Origin of the sequence: Acrocarpospora sp. B8E8 (genome assembly GCF_039871605.1) — a bacterium.
Taxonomy (GTDB): Bacteria; Actinomycetota; Actinomycetes; order Streptosporangiales; family Streptosporangiaceae; genus Acrocarpospora; species Acrocarpospora macrocephala.
On the sequence record NZ_JBDPLV010000005.1, the window covers coordinates 154,780 to 171,209 of the forward strand.

Below are 16,430 nucleotides of genomic sequence, written 5' to 3' on the forward strand. Positions count from 1 at the left end.
CTCATGTTGGCAATTACCGCCAGGTGTACCCCTGGGGAATCGTTACCTTTGAGACATTGGATGGCCAGATCGGTTCTCTACGCTCAGTGAGCATGACCCCTGCTTTCCTCAAACGACTCGCTGTGGCCGGCATCGCCGCGGCGGGCGCGTTAACGCTCGTGCTCAACCCCGCTGGCGCCAGTGCCTCGCTCCAGAGCAAGGCCAAGGACAAAGACACGCTCATCCCGATCCGGATCCTTTCGATCAACGACCTGCACGGCAACCTGGAGCCCCCGACCGGGTCGAGCGGCCGTATCGCCGACGAGACCGGGACCGTCATCGACGGCGTGGGCGGGGCCGCGTACCTGGCCACCTACGTCAAGCAGTTCAGGAACAGGGACACCGTGCTGGTCGCGGCGGGTGACCTGATCGGCGCCACCCCGCTCCTCTCCGCCGCCTACCACGACGAGCCGACCATCCAGTTCCTGGACAGCCTGGAGCTCGCCACCTCCAGCGCCGGCAACCACGAGTTCGACGAGGGGTTCGACGAGCTCGAGCGCATCATGAAGGGCAAGTGCCACCCGGTCGACGGCTGCTCTCCCGCCGGTCGGTGGAAGGGCTCCGACTTCGAGTTCATCGCCGCCAACGTCATCGAGAAGAAGAAGAACAAGCCCGCGCTGGCGCCGTACTACGTCGAGCGGATCAACGGGGAGAAGGTCGGCTTCATCGGCCTGGTCACCCAGACCACCCCGTCGATCGTGACCGCCGCCGGCATCGCGGGCCTCGAGTTCACCGAGGAGGTCGCCGCCGCGAACGCGACCTCCGAGTTGCTCACCCAGAAGGGCATCAAGGCCCAGGTGATCCTGGTGCACGAGGGTGACCAGGTCACCCCGAACCAGAGCCCGGACGCCTGCCCGGTCGTCCCCGGCCTCGGCTCGCGCATCGCGACCGGTGTGGACTCCGAGATCGACCTGATCATCAGCGGCCACTCGCACCAGGCCTACATCTGCAAGGCCACCGACCCCAGCGGCCAGCAGCGCTACTACACGCAGGGCTCCTCGTTCGGCCGGGTGCTGACCCAGATCGACTTCCAGATCGACAAGAACACCGGCGACATCGTGCGCTCCTCGGTGGTCGCGGACAACCACGTGGTGCGCCGCACGGTCACCCCCGACCCGGAGACCGTCGACTTCGTCAACCTCTGGAAGTCGCGCACCGCCGCGGTGGCCAACAAGCCCATCGGCAACATCACCGGGGATCTGCCCAACGTGGCCGCGCCGTCCGGTGAGGTCCCGCTCGGCAACTTGATCGCGGACGCCCAGCTTGAATCCACCAAGACCGGCGGCAACGCGCAGATCGCGCTGATGAACCCGGGTGGCATCCGGGCCGGCCTCACCTTCGCCGGCTCCGTGGCTGGGGAGGGCGACGGTGTGGTGACCTATGGCGAGGCGTTCACGGTGCAGCCGTTCAACAACCTCATGCAGGTGGTCACGCTGACCGGTGCCCAGCTGAAGACGCTGCTGGAGCAGCAGTGGGTGGGCGGCCCGAACAACCAGGCGTTCACGAAGATCCTGCAGCCGTCGTCGAACTTCACCTACACCTACAGCGCCAGTGGTGCGTGGGGTTCGCGGGTCTCCAACATGAAGATCGACGGCGCGCCGGTGGTCGACACCCAGAGCTACCGGGTGGCGGCCAACAACTTCCTGGTCGGCGGCGGTGACGCCTTCCTCGCCTTCCGGGACGGCACCGACCTGTGGAGCGGCCCGCTCGACATCGACGCGTTCGCCGCCTACCTGGGCGCGCACTCGCCGGTGACGCCTCCGGTGGCCAACCACATCACCGTGATCCCGTAAAACCCCAACCCGTTTCCGGTACGGCCAAAGGCGCCCGTTCCGGAAACGGGTCCTTATTGCCCGAAGGAAACGACTGTCGCATGGCCGTGGTTTTCCCACCCGCCCAGCCCTTTGTTTCCCCTCCGGGCTGCGCCCGGCCCCGCCATCGCCCTTTCCCGGGCTGCGCCCGGCCCCGCCATCGCCCTTTCCCGGGCTGCGCCCGGCCCCGCCATCGCCGTCCGCGCGGGCTACCGATCGGGTGGGAGCTGGTTGCCGATGAGCTCCAGCAATGCGGCGTGCGTTTCCTGGTCGGCTGCCGCGATGAGTCCGCCCGCGCCGGTGTGCAGGGGCTGGCCGTGGATGCCGGTCACCACGCATCCGGCGGCCTGGCACAGCGCGATCCCGCTGGCGAAGTGCACGCTGTCCCGCAGATGCCCGTCGGTGACGTACGCGGCTCGCCGGCCGGCGGCGACCCAGGCCACCGCCAGGGTGGTGGAGACGACGCGCGCGTGGAAACGCTCGATGAACCCTGGGTCGGCGAGCAGGCGGGCCGCCTGGAAGCTCATCTCGTTCGGGAACGGTGGATCGAGGTTGACATCCACCAGTCGCGAGTCGGACGACGGCGTGAGCTCCTCATCCACGCCGCTGCGGCGGACGTACGCTTGATCGCCGTCCGTCCAGAACACCTCCCCGGCGAACGGGTCGGCTGAGGCCGCCACCGCGACGTCCGAGCCCACGCGCAGCGCGACGTTCACCGCGACCAGCATGCTCCGGGCGGCGTAGTTCAGCGTGCCGCACAGAGGATCGACCAGCCACATGCGCTCCGCGCTGCCCGAGCCGGTACGTCCGCTCTCCTCACCCGTCACGGCATCCTCTGGCCGGGCGACGCGGATGACGTCAAGGATGGTGTTCTCCGCTTCGATGTCAGCGGCCGTGGCGAAGTCACTCCCGGATTTCCAAAAGCGCTCCAGCGGCGCGCCATATCTCGCGTACACGACAGCAGCTCCTGCTTCCGCTGCCGCGCGGGCCAGTTCCGCGTCTGTGATCAGCATGTGCGCCGCCTAGAGGTAGTTCCTGCGGGTCGTACGCGCGGACGAACCGGATATCCCGAACCCCGCAGCGAGGCGGTTAACTTGGTTTCGCTCGGAATTCGGCCCAGAGGTCGACCGCTTGCTCAAGATCAAGGGCTGCGACGTCCTCGCGGGACATGCGAACTGTATAGATCAACCGATTGGCGAGCCAATCGGGAACGGGCTCTCGGGGAGGCGGTTCGTCGACGTGGAATTGGCCGGACAGCAGCGCCAATCGTTCGATGACCTGGCTGAGCCGCACGAGTTCGGGACGATTACCGCCAGCCGAACGAACCCTGTCCGCCGCCTCCGCATAAACCTCCGCGTCGGCACGCTCGCCAACAGCCCACACCTCGCAAATCTCAACTGACTTGTCGTCCGCGATCCGGTAAACGACTCTCCAGGTGTCGCGCCCGACCACGAGCTTCCGATACCCGGTCAGCTCGCCTCCGAGCGGATGGCCCGCCTCGGGATTGTCGAGGAGAAGAAGGATCTTCTTCAGCACCTTGGGCACCGCATCCGGGCCGATCCTGCGTAGATCATCGATCGCCGGATCGATGAAGACGACTTCGGACACGGTTACTCGTCGTCCGGGAGCGCGGCAAGGGACTCACGCGTATGCCCGAAAGCGGCAAGCACCTCATCGAACGAGGTTCGCTTTCCCGTGTCAGTGGCGGCCCTGGCCAGGACGAGCGCAAGATCCCTCAGGTCGGCCGCCGCCTCGTCCAATTCAGCCAGGCGGCGGACACTCACCACGGCCGCCACCGGCTCATGCCGACGCGTCACCACCAGGTCAGCGCCCTGCTCCGCATCGGCCACCAAGCGAGCAACCCCTCGCTGGGCGGCTTCCGTAACACTCAGTTCGGTGGGGTCACGCAGGATCGCCATTCCTTAACTGTACAGGAATCTGCACAGAACGCCAGAGCTATTAGGGTCGCCGGTGTGACCAACGAGAGGATTCTTCGGGTCAACGGTGTGGGCCTGTGCGTGGAAACGTTCGGGGAGCCGGTTGACCCGGCGATTCTGCTGATTGCGGGCGCGGCCTCCTCGATGGACTGGTGGGAGCCGGAGTTCTGCGAGCGGCTGGCCGCCGGATCCCGATATGTCGTCCGATATGACCATCGGGACACCGGGCGGTCGGTCAGCTACCCGGCGGGTGCCCCGACGTATTCCGGGGCCGACCTGATCGCGGACGCGGTCGGGGTGCTGGACACGCTCGGCGTGGTGCGGGCGCACGTCGTGGGCATCTCGATGGGTGGCGCGATGGCCCAGCTCATGGCGCTGGACCAGGCCGCGCGGGTGGCGTCGCTGACCCTGATCGGCACGAGCGGCGGGCCGGGCGACCCCGATCTGCCGGGCATGACGGACGCGCTGCGGGCCACTTTCACCGTCGAGGCGGCGGAGCCGGACTGGTCGGACCGGGACGCCGTCATCGACTACATCGTGGCGACCTGCCGACCGTACGCGGCGCCGTCCCGCGCGTTCGAGGAAGCCGAGGTACGCGGCGTCGTCACCCGGGCGGTCGATCGCACAGGCGATATCGAGTCGGCGATGAAGAATCACTGGGTGATCGACGGCTCTGGCGGGTGGCGTGCGCGGCTGGCCGAGATATCCGCGCCGACGCTGGTCCTGCACGGCTCCGAGGATCCGCTGTTTCCGCTCGCCCATGGCCGCGCCTTGGCCGCGGAGATCCCGGACGCGCGGCTGCTGCCCTTGGAGGCGGTCGGCCACGAACTGCCCCGCGTGGCGTGGGATGTGGTCATCCCGGCGATCCTGCGGCATACCTCCGGCGGCTGAGGCCGGCAGACGACGTGCTCGCCGAGTATCGCGGCAACGAAGAAACCCCCGGAACCAGTTTGATTTCGGGGGCTTTTCGATGGTTAGCGGCGGGCTACTTCGGGGATTTCCGCGTGTTCGCCGCCTCGGTCCGGGACGAAGCGGTAACCCACGTTCCGTACGGTCCCGATCAGCGACTCGTACTCCGCGCCCAGCTTCGCGCGAAGGCGGCGCACATGCACGTCCACCGTACGAGTGCCGCCGAAGTAGTCATACCCCCACACCTCCTGCAGCAACTGCGCCCGGGTGAAGACCCGGCCGGGGTGCTGGGCGAGGTACTTGAGCAGCTCGAACTCCTTGAACGTGAGGTCCAGGGCGCGGCCGCGCAGGCGGGCGGTGTAGGTGGCCTCGTCGATGGCGAGGTCGCCGCTGCGGATCTCGTCGGGGACCTCCTCGGCGGCGGCCAGGGAGAGACGGCCGATGGCCATCCGCAGCCGGGCCTCGACCTCGGCGGGGCCGGCGCTGTCGAGGATGACGTCGTCGGCGCCCCATTCGGCGGTCATCGCCGCCAGGCCGCCCTCGGTCACGATGACCATGAGCGGGCAGTCGACCCCGGTCGTCCTGAGCAGGCGGCACAGGCTCTTGGCCTGGACGAGCTCGCGGCGGGCGTCCACCAGGATCGCGTCGGCGGGCGGCGCGTCGATGAGAGCCGAGCCCTCGGCGGGGGCGACCCGGACCGAGTGCAGCAGCAATCCGAGCGCGGGAAGCACTTCGGCCGAAGGTTCCAGGGCGTTGGTCAACAGAAGCAGGTTACTCAAGGGGCCTCCTCAGCACACGGCAGAGCGCGCCAGCTGAGCACCGCGCTGTGCATAATCACAGGCTCGCCTCCTCCATCCGCGTCGTTCACGGAGACCGCCGGTTGGCGAATCGCCGTACAAAACACGTAGGGACCTGGGGGGCTACATCGCCCAGGTCCCGTTGTCCGTAGATTAGCCCACAGCATGTTTGCGTCCAATGTGAGTCCACCGTGTGAACAACGCTTCACGTGGAGAATCACCGTAATCCTTTGCTCACATCGGGTGACGGATTCTGTGACGGGAGTGGCGTATGGCAACGGGAACCGTGCGTTTCTGGGCTGCGGCGAAGGAGGCGGCCGGGGTGGCCGAGGCAAGTTTTGACGCGGAAACTTTGGGGGAACTTGTAACCAAAATCACACAAAATCCGGATCTGGCTAGGGTCGTGGGGCGGTGTTCGTTCCTGGTCGATGGCAATCCGGCCGGGACGCGGGATCCGTACACAGTGGACCTGCCCGAAGGGGCTGTCGTGGAGGTTTTGCCCCCCTTTGCCGGGGGCTAGTCTGGATCACAAAGCGTCCCCCGGAGGATCACGGTGCGGAAGATATTGGTGTCGGTCCTCCTGCTGGCCATCGTGCTGGTCGTTCTCGACCGGGTCGCGGTCGTCGGGGTGCAACGCGAGGTGGCCCGCCAGATCGAGGCGGCGTACGACCTGTCCGCCACCCCCACGGTCACCGTCAACGGCATCCCCTTCCTCACCCAGGCCATCGCCGGCCGCTACGAGGAGGTCACCATCGAGATGGGCGACATCACCCAGGAGGGTGTCTCCCTGTCCAGCGTCAACGCCACGCTGTACGGCGTGCGGGCCCCCCTCATGGACCTCATCCAGAACGCCGAATCCGTAGACCTGCGCGCGGAGCGCGTCACCGGTTCCGTCGTCGTCTCGTACGCGACCCTGGACGCCCGCGCCCCCCGCGGCATCAAGGTCAAGGGCGGGAACAACAACACCATCCAGATCTCCGGCAACCTCACCGTGCTCGGCCAGACCGTCCCCGTCACCGCCGACATGAAGGTCGCGCTCGCCAAGGACTCGATCCGCGTCACGCCGGAGAGCGTCAAGATCGCGGGTGGCGTGCCCGTGCCCAACGCGGAACGCCTGGTCTCCTTCACCATCCCGATCAAGGACCTCCCGCTCAACCTCAAGCTCACCAAGGTCAGCCCCACCGCGGCTGGCCTGCTGCTCCAGGGCACGGCCAGCGATGTTCCCCTCCGGAGTTGAACCAGGCGACCGGCCGGTACGTCTTGAAGATGTGAGTCCAGCCGGCACCGCAGACGAGGAGCTCGTCCGGGCTCTGTTCGACGACCACGCCGGGCCACTTTACGGCTACGTGGTGCGACTGACGGGCGACCCAGGCAGGGCGGAGGACATCGTGCAGGAGACGATCCTCCGGGCCTGGCGAAATCCGGTGGCCGACCGCCCGGTCCGCGCGTGGCTGTTCACGGTCGCCCGCAACCTGGTGGTGGACCAGCACCGGGCCCGCAAGTCGCGCCCCCCGGAGACCGGCGACGACGCCCTGGCCGTGCTGCCCGCCGACGATGAACTGGACAAGGCCGTCGAATCATGGGCGATCGCTGAGGCGCTCGCGTCGCTCCGTACCGAACATCGAGAGGTGTTACTGGCCGTGTACTACGGAGGCCAGTCCGTGAAGGAGGCGTCGGAGTCCCTGGGCATCCCGCCTGGAACGGTCAAATCACGCACGTACTACGCGCTTCGCGCGCTCAAGCTGGCCCTGGAAGAACGGGGGCTGGCGCCATGACCTGTGAGGAAGTCCGCTTGTCCCTCGGTGTGTACGTGCTCGGCGCGCTCGACCCGGAGGAGGCAGCGGTCGTGGAGGCGCACCTGGACGTGTGCCCGGAGTGCGCCCAGGAGATGGCCGAGCTGTCCGGCCTGCCCACCATGCTCGGCCGGGTCAGCGCGGGCGACATCACGCTGGCCGCCCGCCCGCCCCGGGCGGTGCTCGACCGGCTGCTCGCCGCCTCGGCGAAACGGCACAAGAGGTCCCGTTTGCTGCTCTCGCTGGCCGCCTCCATCGTGGTGGTCGCGGTAGGCGGTGCGGTGCTGTCGACGACGCTGAACTCGAGCTCGGAGACGAGCAGCGCGGCGGGAGCCGCGCCGGAGGCGGTCCGTTCGTTGGCGCCGCAGGACGACACCATCGCGAGCAAGGTCGCGCCGGACGCCTCGGTCGCTCCCGAAACGATGTCCTCGCCGGAGATCCTTAGCCAGCCGGCGGGTGATCCGATCCGGTTCGAGGGCCGCTCGGGCAAGGTCAGGCTGACACTTGGCCTGGTCGCCGCGGAGGGCGGCACCCGGGTGGAGATCGAGCTGGCCGGTGTCCCGATCGGCACGGGCTGCCGCCTGATCGCCGTCGATCTGCGGGGCAGCGCCTCGCCGGTCTCCAGCTGGACGGTGAAGAAGGCCGACTACAGGGGCGGGAAGGCGCATTTGCCACCCGGCTCCTCGGAGTACCAGATCGACCAGATCGACCGGTTCGAGCTGATCACCCGGAATGGCCAGCGCATCGTCGCCGTGCCCATCCCGCAGGACGGCGTGCCGACTCCCGCGTCGTGAGAGCCGTGTCTCACCGCGTGGTTAGGGAACCCCCGGGGAATTCCTCCCGGGGGTTCCTGGTTGCCGATGGGGATGAACGGTTTGGTGCTGCTCGGTGTGACGCTGGTCGCCGGGACGCTGCTGGGCTTGGTCCTGCGGCGCCGCGATGGCCGGTGGCGTGCGGCGAAGGCGAAAGCACGCCGGGGGCGAGCGTCCCGCGTGGACTTCGGTGAGCCGCTGGGGGAGCGGGCGACGCTGGTGCAGTTCTCGACCGCGTTCTGCGCGCCGTGCCGGGCCACCCGGCGGGTGCTCGGCGAGGTCGCCGGGATGGTCCCGGGCGTCCGGCACATCGAGATCGACGCCGAATCCCGGCTGGACCTGGTGCGCACCTTCGACGTGCTCCGCACCCCCACCACCCTCATCCTCGACAGTTCCGGAAATATCGTGAAAAGAGCTTCCGGGCTGCCCAGAAAAGCCGACGTCATCGCGGCGCTGGGCCTCGCCGTCCTCCCCAATGTGGACACAACGTCTCAACACGCGGACGGGAAGTGACAGATGGCGAGACGAAAGGTACTGTCGTGCACATGACTCCCACGACAGAGCTGCTCACGAAGCGGCGCGCGGTGGACTTCTGCCGCGTCGCCACCGCACTCTGTCGCTAGGCCTGAGGGTGATTCCCGCGGCGTCCCACACCACGTCGCAGTCGCGAAATCCCGTCAGGAGCATCCCACGATGCAGGTTGATCCCCGAGGCCTTCGCTTCGGCGCGGCCGTCGCAACTCTGGTTCTCGCACTCGTCCTGATCACGGGCAGCCCCTGGTTGCTCGCCGCCCAGGCGGTGGTCTTCGCCCTCGGCGCCTTTGTCGCCGCGCCGTACGTGCTGTTCTTCAAGCATTTCGTACGGCCAAGGCTGGGACCGCCAAGCGAGCTGGAGGACCCGGCGCCGCCCCGATTCGCGCAAGGCGTGGGCATGGCCTTCGCGTTGTTGGGCCTGATCGGTTTCGCGACCGGAGTCACTCCTCTGGCCCTGGGTGCGACAGCAGCGGCACTGCTGGCCGCCTTCCTCAACGCCGCCTTCGGCTTCTGCCTGGGCTGCGAAGTTTTCCTGATCATCCGCCGTCTACAACCTGGGAGAATTCAATGAGCCGCTCCGCCGCCCTGGTGGACGCCGACTGGGTGGAAGCCAACCTGGACACCCCGAACATCGTCCTGGTCGAGGTCGATGAGGATGCCAGCGCCTACGACAAGGGTCACATCCGTGGCGCTGTCAAGGTCGACTGGAAGCAGGACCTCCAGGACCCCGTCCGCCGTGACTTCGTCGACAAGGCGGGCTTCGAGGCCCTCCTCTCGGCCCGCGGCATCGGCAACGACGACACCGTGGTCCTCTACGGTGGCAACAACAACTGGTTCGCGGCCTACGCGTACTGGTACTTCAAGCTCTACGGCCACCAGGACGTCAAGCTCCTGGACGGTGGCCGCAAGAAGTGGGAGCTGGACTCCCGCGAGCTGGTCAAGGACGTGCCCGAGCGCCCGGCGACCAGCTACACCGCCACCGAGCAGGACCTGACCATCCGCGCTTTCCGCGACGAGGCCGTGGCCGCCATCGGCAAGCTGAACCTGGTCGACGTGCGTTCGCCCGACGAGTTCACCGGCCGCCTGCTGGCTCCCGCGCACCTCCCGCAGGAGCAGGCGCAGCGCGCCGGGCACATCCCGACCGCCCGCAACATCCCGTGGTCCAAGGCCGCGAACGACGACGGCACCTTCCGCTCCGACGACGAGCTCAAGGCGCTGTACGGCGAGGCGGGCGTCGACTTCGGCAAGGACACCATCGCCTACTGCCGCATCGGCGAGCGCTCCGCGCACACCTGGTTCGTGCTGCACGAGCTGCTCGACCAGGCCAACGTGAAGAACTACGACGGTTCGTGGACCGAGTACGGGTCGCTGGTGGGCGTCCCCGTGGAACTGGGAGAGGCCAGATGACCATTCAGGGTTGCGCAGCGCCCGAGCAGACCGCGGCTCTGCCGGCCGGTATCGATCTGGCCACGCAGACCGTGATCCAGGGCGTCGTCTCCGGCGCCGGCACCGCGTACGCGCGGCTGCTCGACCACTCCGGTGAGTTCACCGGCGAGGTGGTCGTCTCCGACGAGGGCATCTTCCGCTTCTTCGCGGCCCCCGGCAACTGGACCGTCCGCATCATCGCGGGCGGCGGGGTCACCAAGGACATCGCGGTGGAGGCCAAGCTCGGCGAGGTCGCCCAGCTGGCCGTCGCCGTCTGATCCGCACGCTGAAGAGCCCGGCTTCCTGCTCTAGGGGGCCGGGCTTTTCGCGAGCTCGTCCAGGACGTCGATCAGCGCGTTCTCCGGCCCGGCCACGTGGAACACCTGCTGGTCGACGCCGTCCACGATCTCGGCCGCGCGCTCGGCCAGCCGGCGCCCCTCGTCGGTGATCGCCAGCACCCGCCGCCGCTCATCGCTGGGGTCGATCTCCCTGCTCAGCAGCCCCTTGACCTCCAGAACGCGGATCACCTGGCTGGTCATCATGTCGTCCACGGTCGCATGCTCGGCCAGCTCGCGCGGGGTCGGCCTGCGCCCCTGGTGGTCGAACCACCACAGGTCCACCAGCAGCGCGAACTGCACGTGCGAGAGCCCCACCACCTGCAAGGCCGCGTTGATCTCCCGCTGCCACCGCTGGGTGGCCCGCCACAGCAGAAAGCCGGGACTGCGCCCCGCGTCCGTGCCCACTCCGGCCCCCGATCCGTACGCCCTGCCGCGCATCATCGCATCGGCGACAGGCGAGACGAGAGCACCCCGATGGCCGGTTGTCGAAATTTGACCAACCCGGTAGGGCTCTTCGCTACCATAACGCGGATGTCCGAAACGTCCGTGATTGAGAGGGCGCCGTCAGCGTTCACGCTGCCGGTGCACACGTTCCGGCTGCTCCTGCGCTGCCTGCCCGGGCTGGTGTTGTGGTTCGCGCTCGGCCGTCTGGTGCGCTGGGGCCTGATGTTCGCGGCGGCCCACCTCTCCTACGGTTCCTGGTACCAGGCCCGCCTGGTCGGCGTGCTCTTCCTGTTCACGCTGGTGGTCATGGTGTCGTTGGCCACCGCGGTCGGCATGCTCTACACGCTGCGCGAGGCGCTGCTGGAGACCCGGGCTCGCCGGGCCGCGGGAGAAGGCAAGGAGTCGATTTTCGGCGCGCTCAACCGGACCGCGCTGGTCTTCGCCGGCCTCTACATGACCTGGGGTTTCGTCGACCAGGACCTGCGCGACTTCGAGAACGTCGACCGCGCCCTGATGCCGGACCGGGAGATCGCGGACCGGTTCGCCGGGCGGGAGAGCCAGCTCGGGGAGGGACTGACCGCGCTGGACGTGCGCATCTCGCTGGCCGCCATGGTGGTGGCCTTCCTGCTGAAGACCTACTTCGGGCGGCGGCACGAGGCGAACGAGGGGCGGTTCTCCGGGATCCTCGCCACCTTCGGCGAACTGGCCTTCGTCTTCTACGGCCTGACCGCCACCGTCGCCCTGGTCAAGCTGCGGGCCGACTGGATCGGCAGCCGCGCCGCCGTCACCACCTGGCACGGCTGGACGGAGGAGGCCGGGAAGGTCATCCCCGGCTGGGATACCTTCTGGTCGGACGTCTGGCCGCTCATCCTGAGCGGGCTCGCGTTCCCGCTGGCCTGGCTCACCGTCGGCATCCTCGTGTACGGCGCGTACGCGGCGGACACCCAGACCACGATCAGGGGCACCCGGCTGGAGTCGGCCGCTGCCCGGGTGGAGAGCACCCACAGCCTGACCCGGGCAACCCTGGGCAAGCTCACCGGCGGTTTCACCTCCCGCTGGATCCCGCTCCTGAACTCGCTCCGGATGACCGTCCGCGGCGGCGCGCCGCTGTTCGGCCTGTTCGCCCTGCTGTACGTAGGACTGCACATCGGGGGCGACTTCATGGCCAGGGCGGGCGCCTACCTGACGGCGGGCGGCCCCTACCTCTGGATGGTCACCGACGTGCCGGTCTCCTTCGTGGTCGACCTGGTGGTCACCCTGGTCTCGATGGCCCTGATCGCCGCCACCTTCGACCTGGCCGCCACCCGGGACCGCGTCAGCGGAGGAAGCGCAGCACGTCCTGATCCGGCTCGTCCCGCTGCTCCGACTCCTTGAGCATGTCCTCCACCGACTGCCCGGGAACGCTCCGGTAGTTGCTCGGCCGCAGGTGCACCTCGACGGTGTCGGCCACGGCTGGCGGGACCACCGCGACCAGTTCCATCCGGTATGGCTGCCCGATCCGGTTGTCGGCCGTCTCCGGCGGGGTCTCGTCGCTCAGGGACTCGGTGCGCCAGGAACGCCCGGCGCCGTCGCGCAGGTCCACCGTGGGGGTGCCGTGCCGGATCGCGCCCTCGGCGTCCTGGGCGGTCCTGGTGATGACCAGCCGGACCCACTGCCTGTCCGGTAATTCGGGTTTGCCGGACGGATCGGGGATGCGCTCCACGCGAGCCTGCCACGCGACATGCCGGAACTCGCCGGTGGCACCGGGCTGCACGACATGGACGATGTCTGCTTCGCCGGTCCCGTAGATGTAGGCCCGATATCCGACATAGGTGGGAATGCCGACGGCGAGCAGCACCGCGAGAAGCGCGCCCGCACTGCGCAGGGCCACGCTCCTGCCCCGTCGCGGGGGCGCGGCGGGCTCAGGCGCGGGGACCGGCGGGGTCTGCGGCGGCAGCGGACGCCGCTCGGCCGCGACGATCGGGAACGGCTGGGTCGAGTACCCTTCGTCGTCCTCCGGGGGCGGCGGGGGTGGCGGCCAGACCTGCCGGTCCTGCGGGGGGATCCGCCGCCCGCGCAACGGCGGCGCCAGCGACGGCAGCGGCCCCGCGTAGGTGATGTCCAGGTCCGACGGCTGGGTCGGTGGTGGCACGAACCAGCCCCGCGTGTCGTCGCCGGAGTCCCGTCCGTCCATCACCCCTCCGCTCACGAACCCGCGCCGACCAATGAGTGAAACTCCTGCGCCTCGGCGGCCAGCTTCGCGGCGGCCGCGTCGGAGAGCCCGAGATCGATCTCCGCCTCGGGCGCGAACGAGTCGACCACGAGTGGGCTTGTCGGTGCCGTGATCACCAGCTTCGCCCCCGGCAGTGCCTCCTTCGGCACCTCGAAGACCAGCGGCCTGCTGATCCACCAGCCCGCCTGGAGCCACTTCCCGACCAGGGTCAGGCTCGGGTCCACCTTGTCGGTGGCCTGGTAGCGCCTGCCGTCGCCGGAGTGCAGCCACACGTCGGACGAGCCCAACTGCAGGGGTTCCTTGTCCACGGTGCCCGACACGTCCAGGACCAGGAACACGTGGCTGGTCTGCACCTTGGCCGTCTTGCCGGTCGAGTCCCTGGTGTCCACCGCCTTGGCGGCGGTCACCTTGCTCACCCGGGCGTTGAACCGGTCGGCGGACACGATCTGGCCGACGCTCCCGTGGCGGGTCAGGAACGATCCCTTCTGCTCGAACGGCATGGCCAGGCTCTGCGCATACACGGCAGCCGCGGCGAGGGCTACCCCGAGGACGAACCGGCCGGTCCTGGTCAGGAAGGGGGCCTTCGCGGGAGCGGATTCGACGGCCGCGGCGGGCCGGACCTCGGTGGTCACCATCAGCCCTCCTCCGGGCGGACCGGCAGGGTCACCTGGGCGATCACGGCCGGTTCGACCGGGTCGCCCTCCTGACCGGCGCCCTGCGGCAGCTCGCCCTTGGGCTTGATCTGCCAGAGCTCGCGCTGGTCTCGGCGGCTGACCGTGTCCAGCACGAAGCCGCCCACGTCGATGGTGATCTGCGCGGGCGGCGCGGTGCCCGGCTTGAGGTCGTAGCGGACCACCACGGTGTGGGTGATGCCGGGGTGCAGCTGGCCGCTCTGCACGCCGTACCCGAGGACGTAGGCCTGGGGCGCGTTGTCGGCCTCGATCGGCGGGGTGACCCGGAGCAGGGTGGTGGCGAAGCCGCCGTGCCTGCTGACCTTGGGGCCGGGTTCGGGGACGAGGCCGACGATCTTGGTCAGCTCGCCCATGTTGCGCACCTTGAGGATGAGTTCCAGGACCCGGGCCCCGTTTTCGGTCTTATCGACGGCCTTGAGAAACTGGGTCCGGAACAGCGTCTGATCGACCACCACGCCCTGCGCGACGGCTGGTGGCCGTTCCTTGGGCACCTCGGTGAAACCGCCGAAGCCCGCCGTCGCCCCCAGGCCCGACACCGAGATCAAGGCCGCGACCGGGACCAGGACCGGGCGCCGTCGTCGGGTGCCGCCACGAGGGGATGACGTCATGAGAATGGATGGTAGTACGCCCACATCAGAACCATCCGCCGCATTCGTCCCTATCTTTGGCCGGAAAGCCGTCCGAATAGCGAGAACCCTGCCCTGATAGGCGATCCAGCTCCTACGCTGTGACGCAGGGCGGACATGGAGGGCTCGTGGGCGACGCGCACCCGGAGCATGCCCAGCTTCAGGCGGATCGCATCTACCTGGGCTGGCAGTACGCTCTGCTGCACCCAGATCCCGGCCCGCCGCCCAAACGACCCGCCAGGGAAGATCTGGAGCTCCCGGAGACCGATCCGGAATGGGTGCGCAAGGAGAAACTCCAGGAGGATCTGCTCAACCGCCCGGTCAAGTTATTCCGCACCTTCATGACCGGCCTCGCCGTGGTCTTCGTCCTGCTCGGCCTGGTCCGCCTGCTCGACTGGTCGTTCGTCGCCATGGGCCTGGTCGCCGCCGGAGGCGTCGCCGGGATCTGCTCGTACGCGATCCGCCAGGGTAACCGCGCCGTCCAGATCCGGGTCCAGGAACGCCAGGCCCGCACCGACAAGGAACGTGCCCGCAAGGACCGGGAGAACCTCGCCGCCCAGCAGGAACACGCCGAGAAGTACCGCGAGTGGACCGAACGTAAGACCCTGTTCGACAAGCAGCTCAGCTGGTACGCGGTGGCCGTGCCCGACGAGATCGACCGGGTCGACGTGGCCGGCGGAACGCTCCCTGGCTGGTCCGCGCTGATCACCCTGATCGGCGCCACCCGCCTCTACAGCGGCGGCCACCTGACCGTGCTGGACCTGTCCGAGGGCGCGATCGCCAAGGACCTCATCGAGCTGGCCAAGCGCGGCGGCGACGACCCGCTCGTCTGGGTGCTCCCCTCCGACCTGCCCAAGCTGGACCTCGGCGCCACGCTCAAGCCGGAGGCGTTCGCGGACGTGCTCGCGCACGTGGTCAGCGTCAGCGAGGAGACCAGCCGCGACATCGGCTTCGACAACGCCATCCTGGAACGTGTCCTGGAGGTCCTCGGCGACACCGCCACGATCAGCCAGGTGACGGCCGCGCTGCGGGCGCTGGCCCAGGTCGGGGATCCGCGCGACGACCTCAGGTTCGGGCTGCTCACCGCCACCCAGCTGGAACGTATCGGCACCCTGTTCGGCCGGGGCGTGGCCGACCGCGTGGTGATAGAGCGCGCCTGGGCGCTGGAGTCCCAGTTACGCAAGCTGGAGACGCTCGGCACCGAAGCCGTCCGGCTGCCGCCCGCCCGGCTCCGGGTGGTCAGCATGGACCGGCAGGCGGGCGTGTTCGGCAACCGGGTGCTCGGCACGTACGTGGCGACCGCGCTCACCCACATCCTGCGGCAGTCCCCGGCCTCGGAGCGGCCCTGGTATCACACGATCATCGTGGCCGGGGCGGACAAGCTCCGCGGCGACGTGCTCGACCGGCTGATGGACGCCTGCGAGACCTCGCAGACCGGGCTCGTGCTGACCTATCGCAGCCTCACGGCGACGGTCAGGGAGCGGCTCGGGCGGGGGCACGCGGCGGTGGCGTTCATGCGATTGGGCAACGCCGAGGACGCCCGGGTGGCGAGCGAGCATGTCGGGACCGAGCATCGGCTGGAGCTGGCCCAGCTCACCGAGTCGGTGAGTTCGGTGGTCAACGGGGGGAGCGGGGTCTACACCTCGACTGTGGGCGCGAGCCGTACCGAATCGGAACCGAAGGACCGGGGGGACCTGCGGGCCGGGATCACCGAATCCACTGAATGGGGGCGCAATGCGGGAACGGTCACGGAAGGGGTCATGCATCGTTCCAGGGAGTTCCTGGTCGAACCCCACCAGTTGCAGCAGCTGCCGACCACGTCGGTGATCGTCACGCACGCGACCGCCGACGGCCGGGAGGTCCGGCTCGCCGACGCGAACCCGGCGATCCTCACCTTTCCCAAGACGACGTTGCAGGAGGTCCGGGCAATCCGGCCGTCCACCACGACGCTGCCGCCCGTGGAAGCGCTGGATGAGGACGCGCCGCCGCCCAACCTGGGGCCCCCGCCTCCCCGTTTGGATTGGCGTAAGCCGGGGCGCTGATCGTCTATAGGCACGGTAAC

Annotated in this window: 20 protein-coding genes; 12 read left to right on the forward strand and 8 right to left on the reverse strand. The window is 68.7% G+C overall.

The genetic code is table 11. From position 1 onward, the window contains the following. Positions 1-92 precede the first annotated feature (92 nt). Positions 93-1,832: a bifunctional metallophosphatase/5'-nucleotidase gene (locus ABGB08_RS07045; protein ID WP_347587529.1), complete on the forward strand. Its 1,740-nt coding sequence runs from the start codon at positions 93-95 to the stop codon at positions 1,830-1,832. 227 nt (positions 1,833-2,059) lie between these two features. Here ABGB08_RS07045 and ABGB08_RS07050 read toward each other — a convergent pair whose 3' ends face one another. The 3 genes from ABGB08_RS07050 to ABGB08_RS07060 all read right to left on the reverse strand — a co-directional run bounded on the left by ABGB08_RS07050 (position 2,060) and on the right by ABGB08_RS07060 (position 3,769). Then, a complete protein-coding gene (locus ABGB08_RS07050) occupies positions 2,060-2,863 on the reverse strand; it encodes an inositol monophosphatase family protein (protein WP_347587531.1) in 804 nt (267 codons plus the stop codon). Positions 2,864-2,939: 76 nt separating this feature from the next. Then, complete coding sequence (locus tag ABGB08_RS07055) at positions 2,940-3,458, reverse strand: type II toxin-antitoxin system RelE/ParE family toxin (RefSeq protein ID WP_347587533.1); 519 nt, start codon at positions 3,456-3,458, stop codon at positions 2,940-2,942. A gap of 2 nt (positions 3,459-3,460) precedes the next feature. After that, complete coding sequence (locus ABGB08_RS07060) at positions 3,461-3,769, reverse strand: type II toxin-antitoxin system prevent-host-death family antitoxin (protein ID WP_155355589.1); 309 nt, start codon at positions 3,767-3,769, stop codon at positions 3,461-3,463. 54 nt (positions 3,770-3,823) lie between these two features. On the opposite strand from ABGB08_RS07060, the gene ABGB08_RS07065 reads away from it, so the two are divergent. Next, positions 3,824-4,678 (forward strand): alpha/beta hydrolase, encoded by an 855-nt coding sequence (locus tag ABGB08_RS07065; RefSeq protein ID WP_347587536.1) that lies wholly within the window; start codon positions 3,824-3,826, stop codon positions 4,676-4,678. 83 nt (positions 4,679-4,761) lie between these two features. On the opposite strand, the gene ABGB08_RS07070 is transcribed toward ABGB08_RS07065, so the two are convergent. Continuing rightward, the gene (locus tag ABGB08_RS07070; RefSeq protein WP_155355588.1) at positions 4,762-5,475 is read right to left on the reverse strand and encodes a response regulator transcription factor; all 714 of its coding nucleotides are present in this window, start codon (positions 5,473-5,475) and stop codon (positions 4,762-4,764) included. A gap of 289 nt (positions 5,476-5,764) precedes the next feature. Between ABGB08_RS07070 and ABGB08_RS07075 the strand changes: the two genes are divergently transcribed. The 8 genes from ABGB08_RS07075 (at position 5,765) to ABGB08_RS07110 (ending at position 10,334) form a co-directional block, all read left to right on the forward strand. Continuing rightward, positions 5,765-6,013 (forward strand): MoaD/ThiS family protein, encoded by a 249-nt coding sequence (locus tag ABGB08_RS07075; protein WP_347587539.1) that lies wholly within the window; start codon positions 5,765-5,767, stop codon positions 6,011-6,013. A 33-nt stretch (positions 6,014-6,046) separates the two neighbouring features. Next, the gene (locus tag ABGB08_RS07080; protein ID WP_347587541.1) at positions 6,047-6,730 is read left to right on the forward strand and encodes a DUF2993 domain-containing protein; all 684 of its coding nucleotides are present in this window, start codon (positions 6,047-6,049) and stop codon (positions 6,728-6,730) included. A gap of 31 nt (positions 6,731-6,761) precedes the next feature. After that, positions 6,762-7,268: a sigma-70 family RNA polymerase sigma factor gene (locus tag ABGB08_RS07085; protein WP_347587543.1), complete on the forward strand. Its 507-nt coding sequence runs from the start codon at positions 6,762-6,764 to the stop codon at positions 7,266-7,268. Then, complete coding sequence (locus ABGB08_RS07090) at positions 7,265-8,080, forward strand: zf-HC2 domain-containing protein (protein ID WP_347587545.1); 816 nt, start codon at positions 7,265-7,267, stop codon at positions 8,078-8,080. The genes ABGB08_RS07085 and ABGB08_RS07090 overlap by 4 nt, the downstream gene beginning before the upstream one ends. A 72-nt stretch (positions 8,081-8,152) precedes the next feature. Beyond that, positions 8,153-8,611: a thioredoxin family protein gene (locus ABGB08_RS07095; protein ID WP_347587547.1), complete on the forward strand. Its 459-nt coding sequence runs from the start codon at positions 8,153-8,155 to the stop codon at positions 8,609-8,611. A 180-nt stretch (positions 8,612-8,791) separates the two neighbouring features. Further along, positions 8,792-9,202 (forward strand): DUF4395 domain-containing protein, encoded by a 411-nt coding sequence (locus tag ABGB08_RS07100; RefSeq protein WP_347587549.1) that lies wholly within the window; start codon positions 8,792-8,794, stop codon positions 9,200-9,202. Continuing rightward, the gene (locus ABGB08_RS07105; protein ID WP_155355582.1) at positions 9,199-10,038 is read left to right on the forward strand and encodes a sulfurtransferase; all 840 of its coding nucleotides are present in this window, start codon (positions 9,199-9,201) and stop codon (positions 10,036-10,038) included. The genes ABGB08_RS07100 and ABGB08_RS07105 overlap by 4 nt, the downstream gene beginning before the upstream one ends. After that, on the forward strand, positions 10,035-10,334 hold the full coding sequence (locus ABGB08_RS07110) for a DUF1416 domain-containing protein (protein WP_347587551.1): 300 nt from the start codon (positions 10,035-10,037) through the stop codon (positions 10,332-10,334). Before ABGB08_RS07105 ends, ABGB08_RS07110 begins: the two co-directional genes overlap by 4 nt. 30 nt (positions 10,335-10,364) lie before the next feature. On the opposite strand, the gene ABGB08_RS07115 is transcribed toward ABGB08_RS07110, so the two are convergent. Then, complete coding sequence (locus tag ABGB08_RS07115) at positions 10,365-10,835, reverse strand: MarR family winged helix-turn-helix transcriptional regulator (protein WP_347587553.1); 471 nt, start codon at positions 10,833-10,835, stop codon at positions 10,365-10,367. Between the two features lie 90 nt (positions 10,836-10,925). On the opposite strand from ABGB08_RS07115, the gene ABGB08_RS07120 reads away from it, so the two are divergent. Continuing rightward, positions 10,926-12,212, forward strand: a complete 1,287-nt coding sequence (locus tag ABGB08_RS07120) for a hypothetical protein (protein WP_347587555.1) — start codon at positions 10,926-10,928, stop codon at positions 12,210-12,212. Here the strand turns inward: ABGB08_RS07120 and ABGB08_RS07125 are convergent. The 3 genes from ABGB08_RS07125 to ABGB08_RS07135 are packed head-to-tail and all read right to left on the reverse strand — an operon-like array spanning position 12,154 to position 14,350. Then, complete coding sequence (locus ABGB08_RS07125; RefSeq protein WP_347587557.1) at positions 12,154-13,011, reverse strand: hypothetical protein; 858 nt, start codon at positions 13,009-13,011, stop codon at positions 12,154-12,156. The two genes, ABGB08_RS07120 and ABGB08_RS07125, sit on opposite strands and share 59 nt — an antisense overlap. Before the next feature lie 11 nt (positions 13,012-13,022). Continuing rightward, positions 13,023-13,685: a hypothetical protein gene (locus tag ABGB08_RS07130; protein WP_347587559.1), complete on the reverse strand. Its 663-nt coding sequence runs from the start codon at positions 13,683-13,685 to the stop codon at positions 13,023-13,025. Continuing rightward, the gene (locus ABGB08_RS07135) at positions 13,685-14,350 is read right to left on the reverse strand and encodes a hypothetical protein (protein ID WP_347587561.1); all 666 of its coding nucleotides are present in this window, start codon (positions 14,348-14,350) and stop codon (positions 13,685-13,687) included. The genes ABGB08_RS07130 and ABGB08_RS07135 overlap by 1 nt, the downstream gene beginning before the upstream one ends. Positions 14,351-14,496: 146 nt before the next feature. On the opposite strand from ABGB08_RS07135, the gene ABGB08_RS07140 reads away from it, so the two are divergent. Further along, positions 14,497-16,410, forward strand: a complete 1,914-nt coding sequence (locus ABGB08_RS07140; RefSeq protein WP_347587563.1) for a hypothetical protein — start codon at positions 14,497-14,499, stop codon at positions 16,408-16,410. The last annotated feature ends 20 nt before the right edge of the window (positions 16,411-16,430 follow it).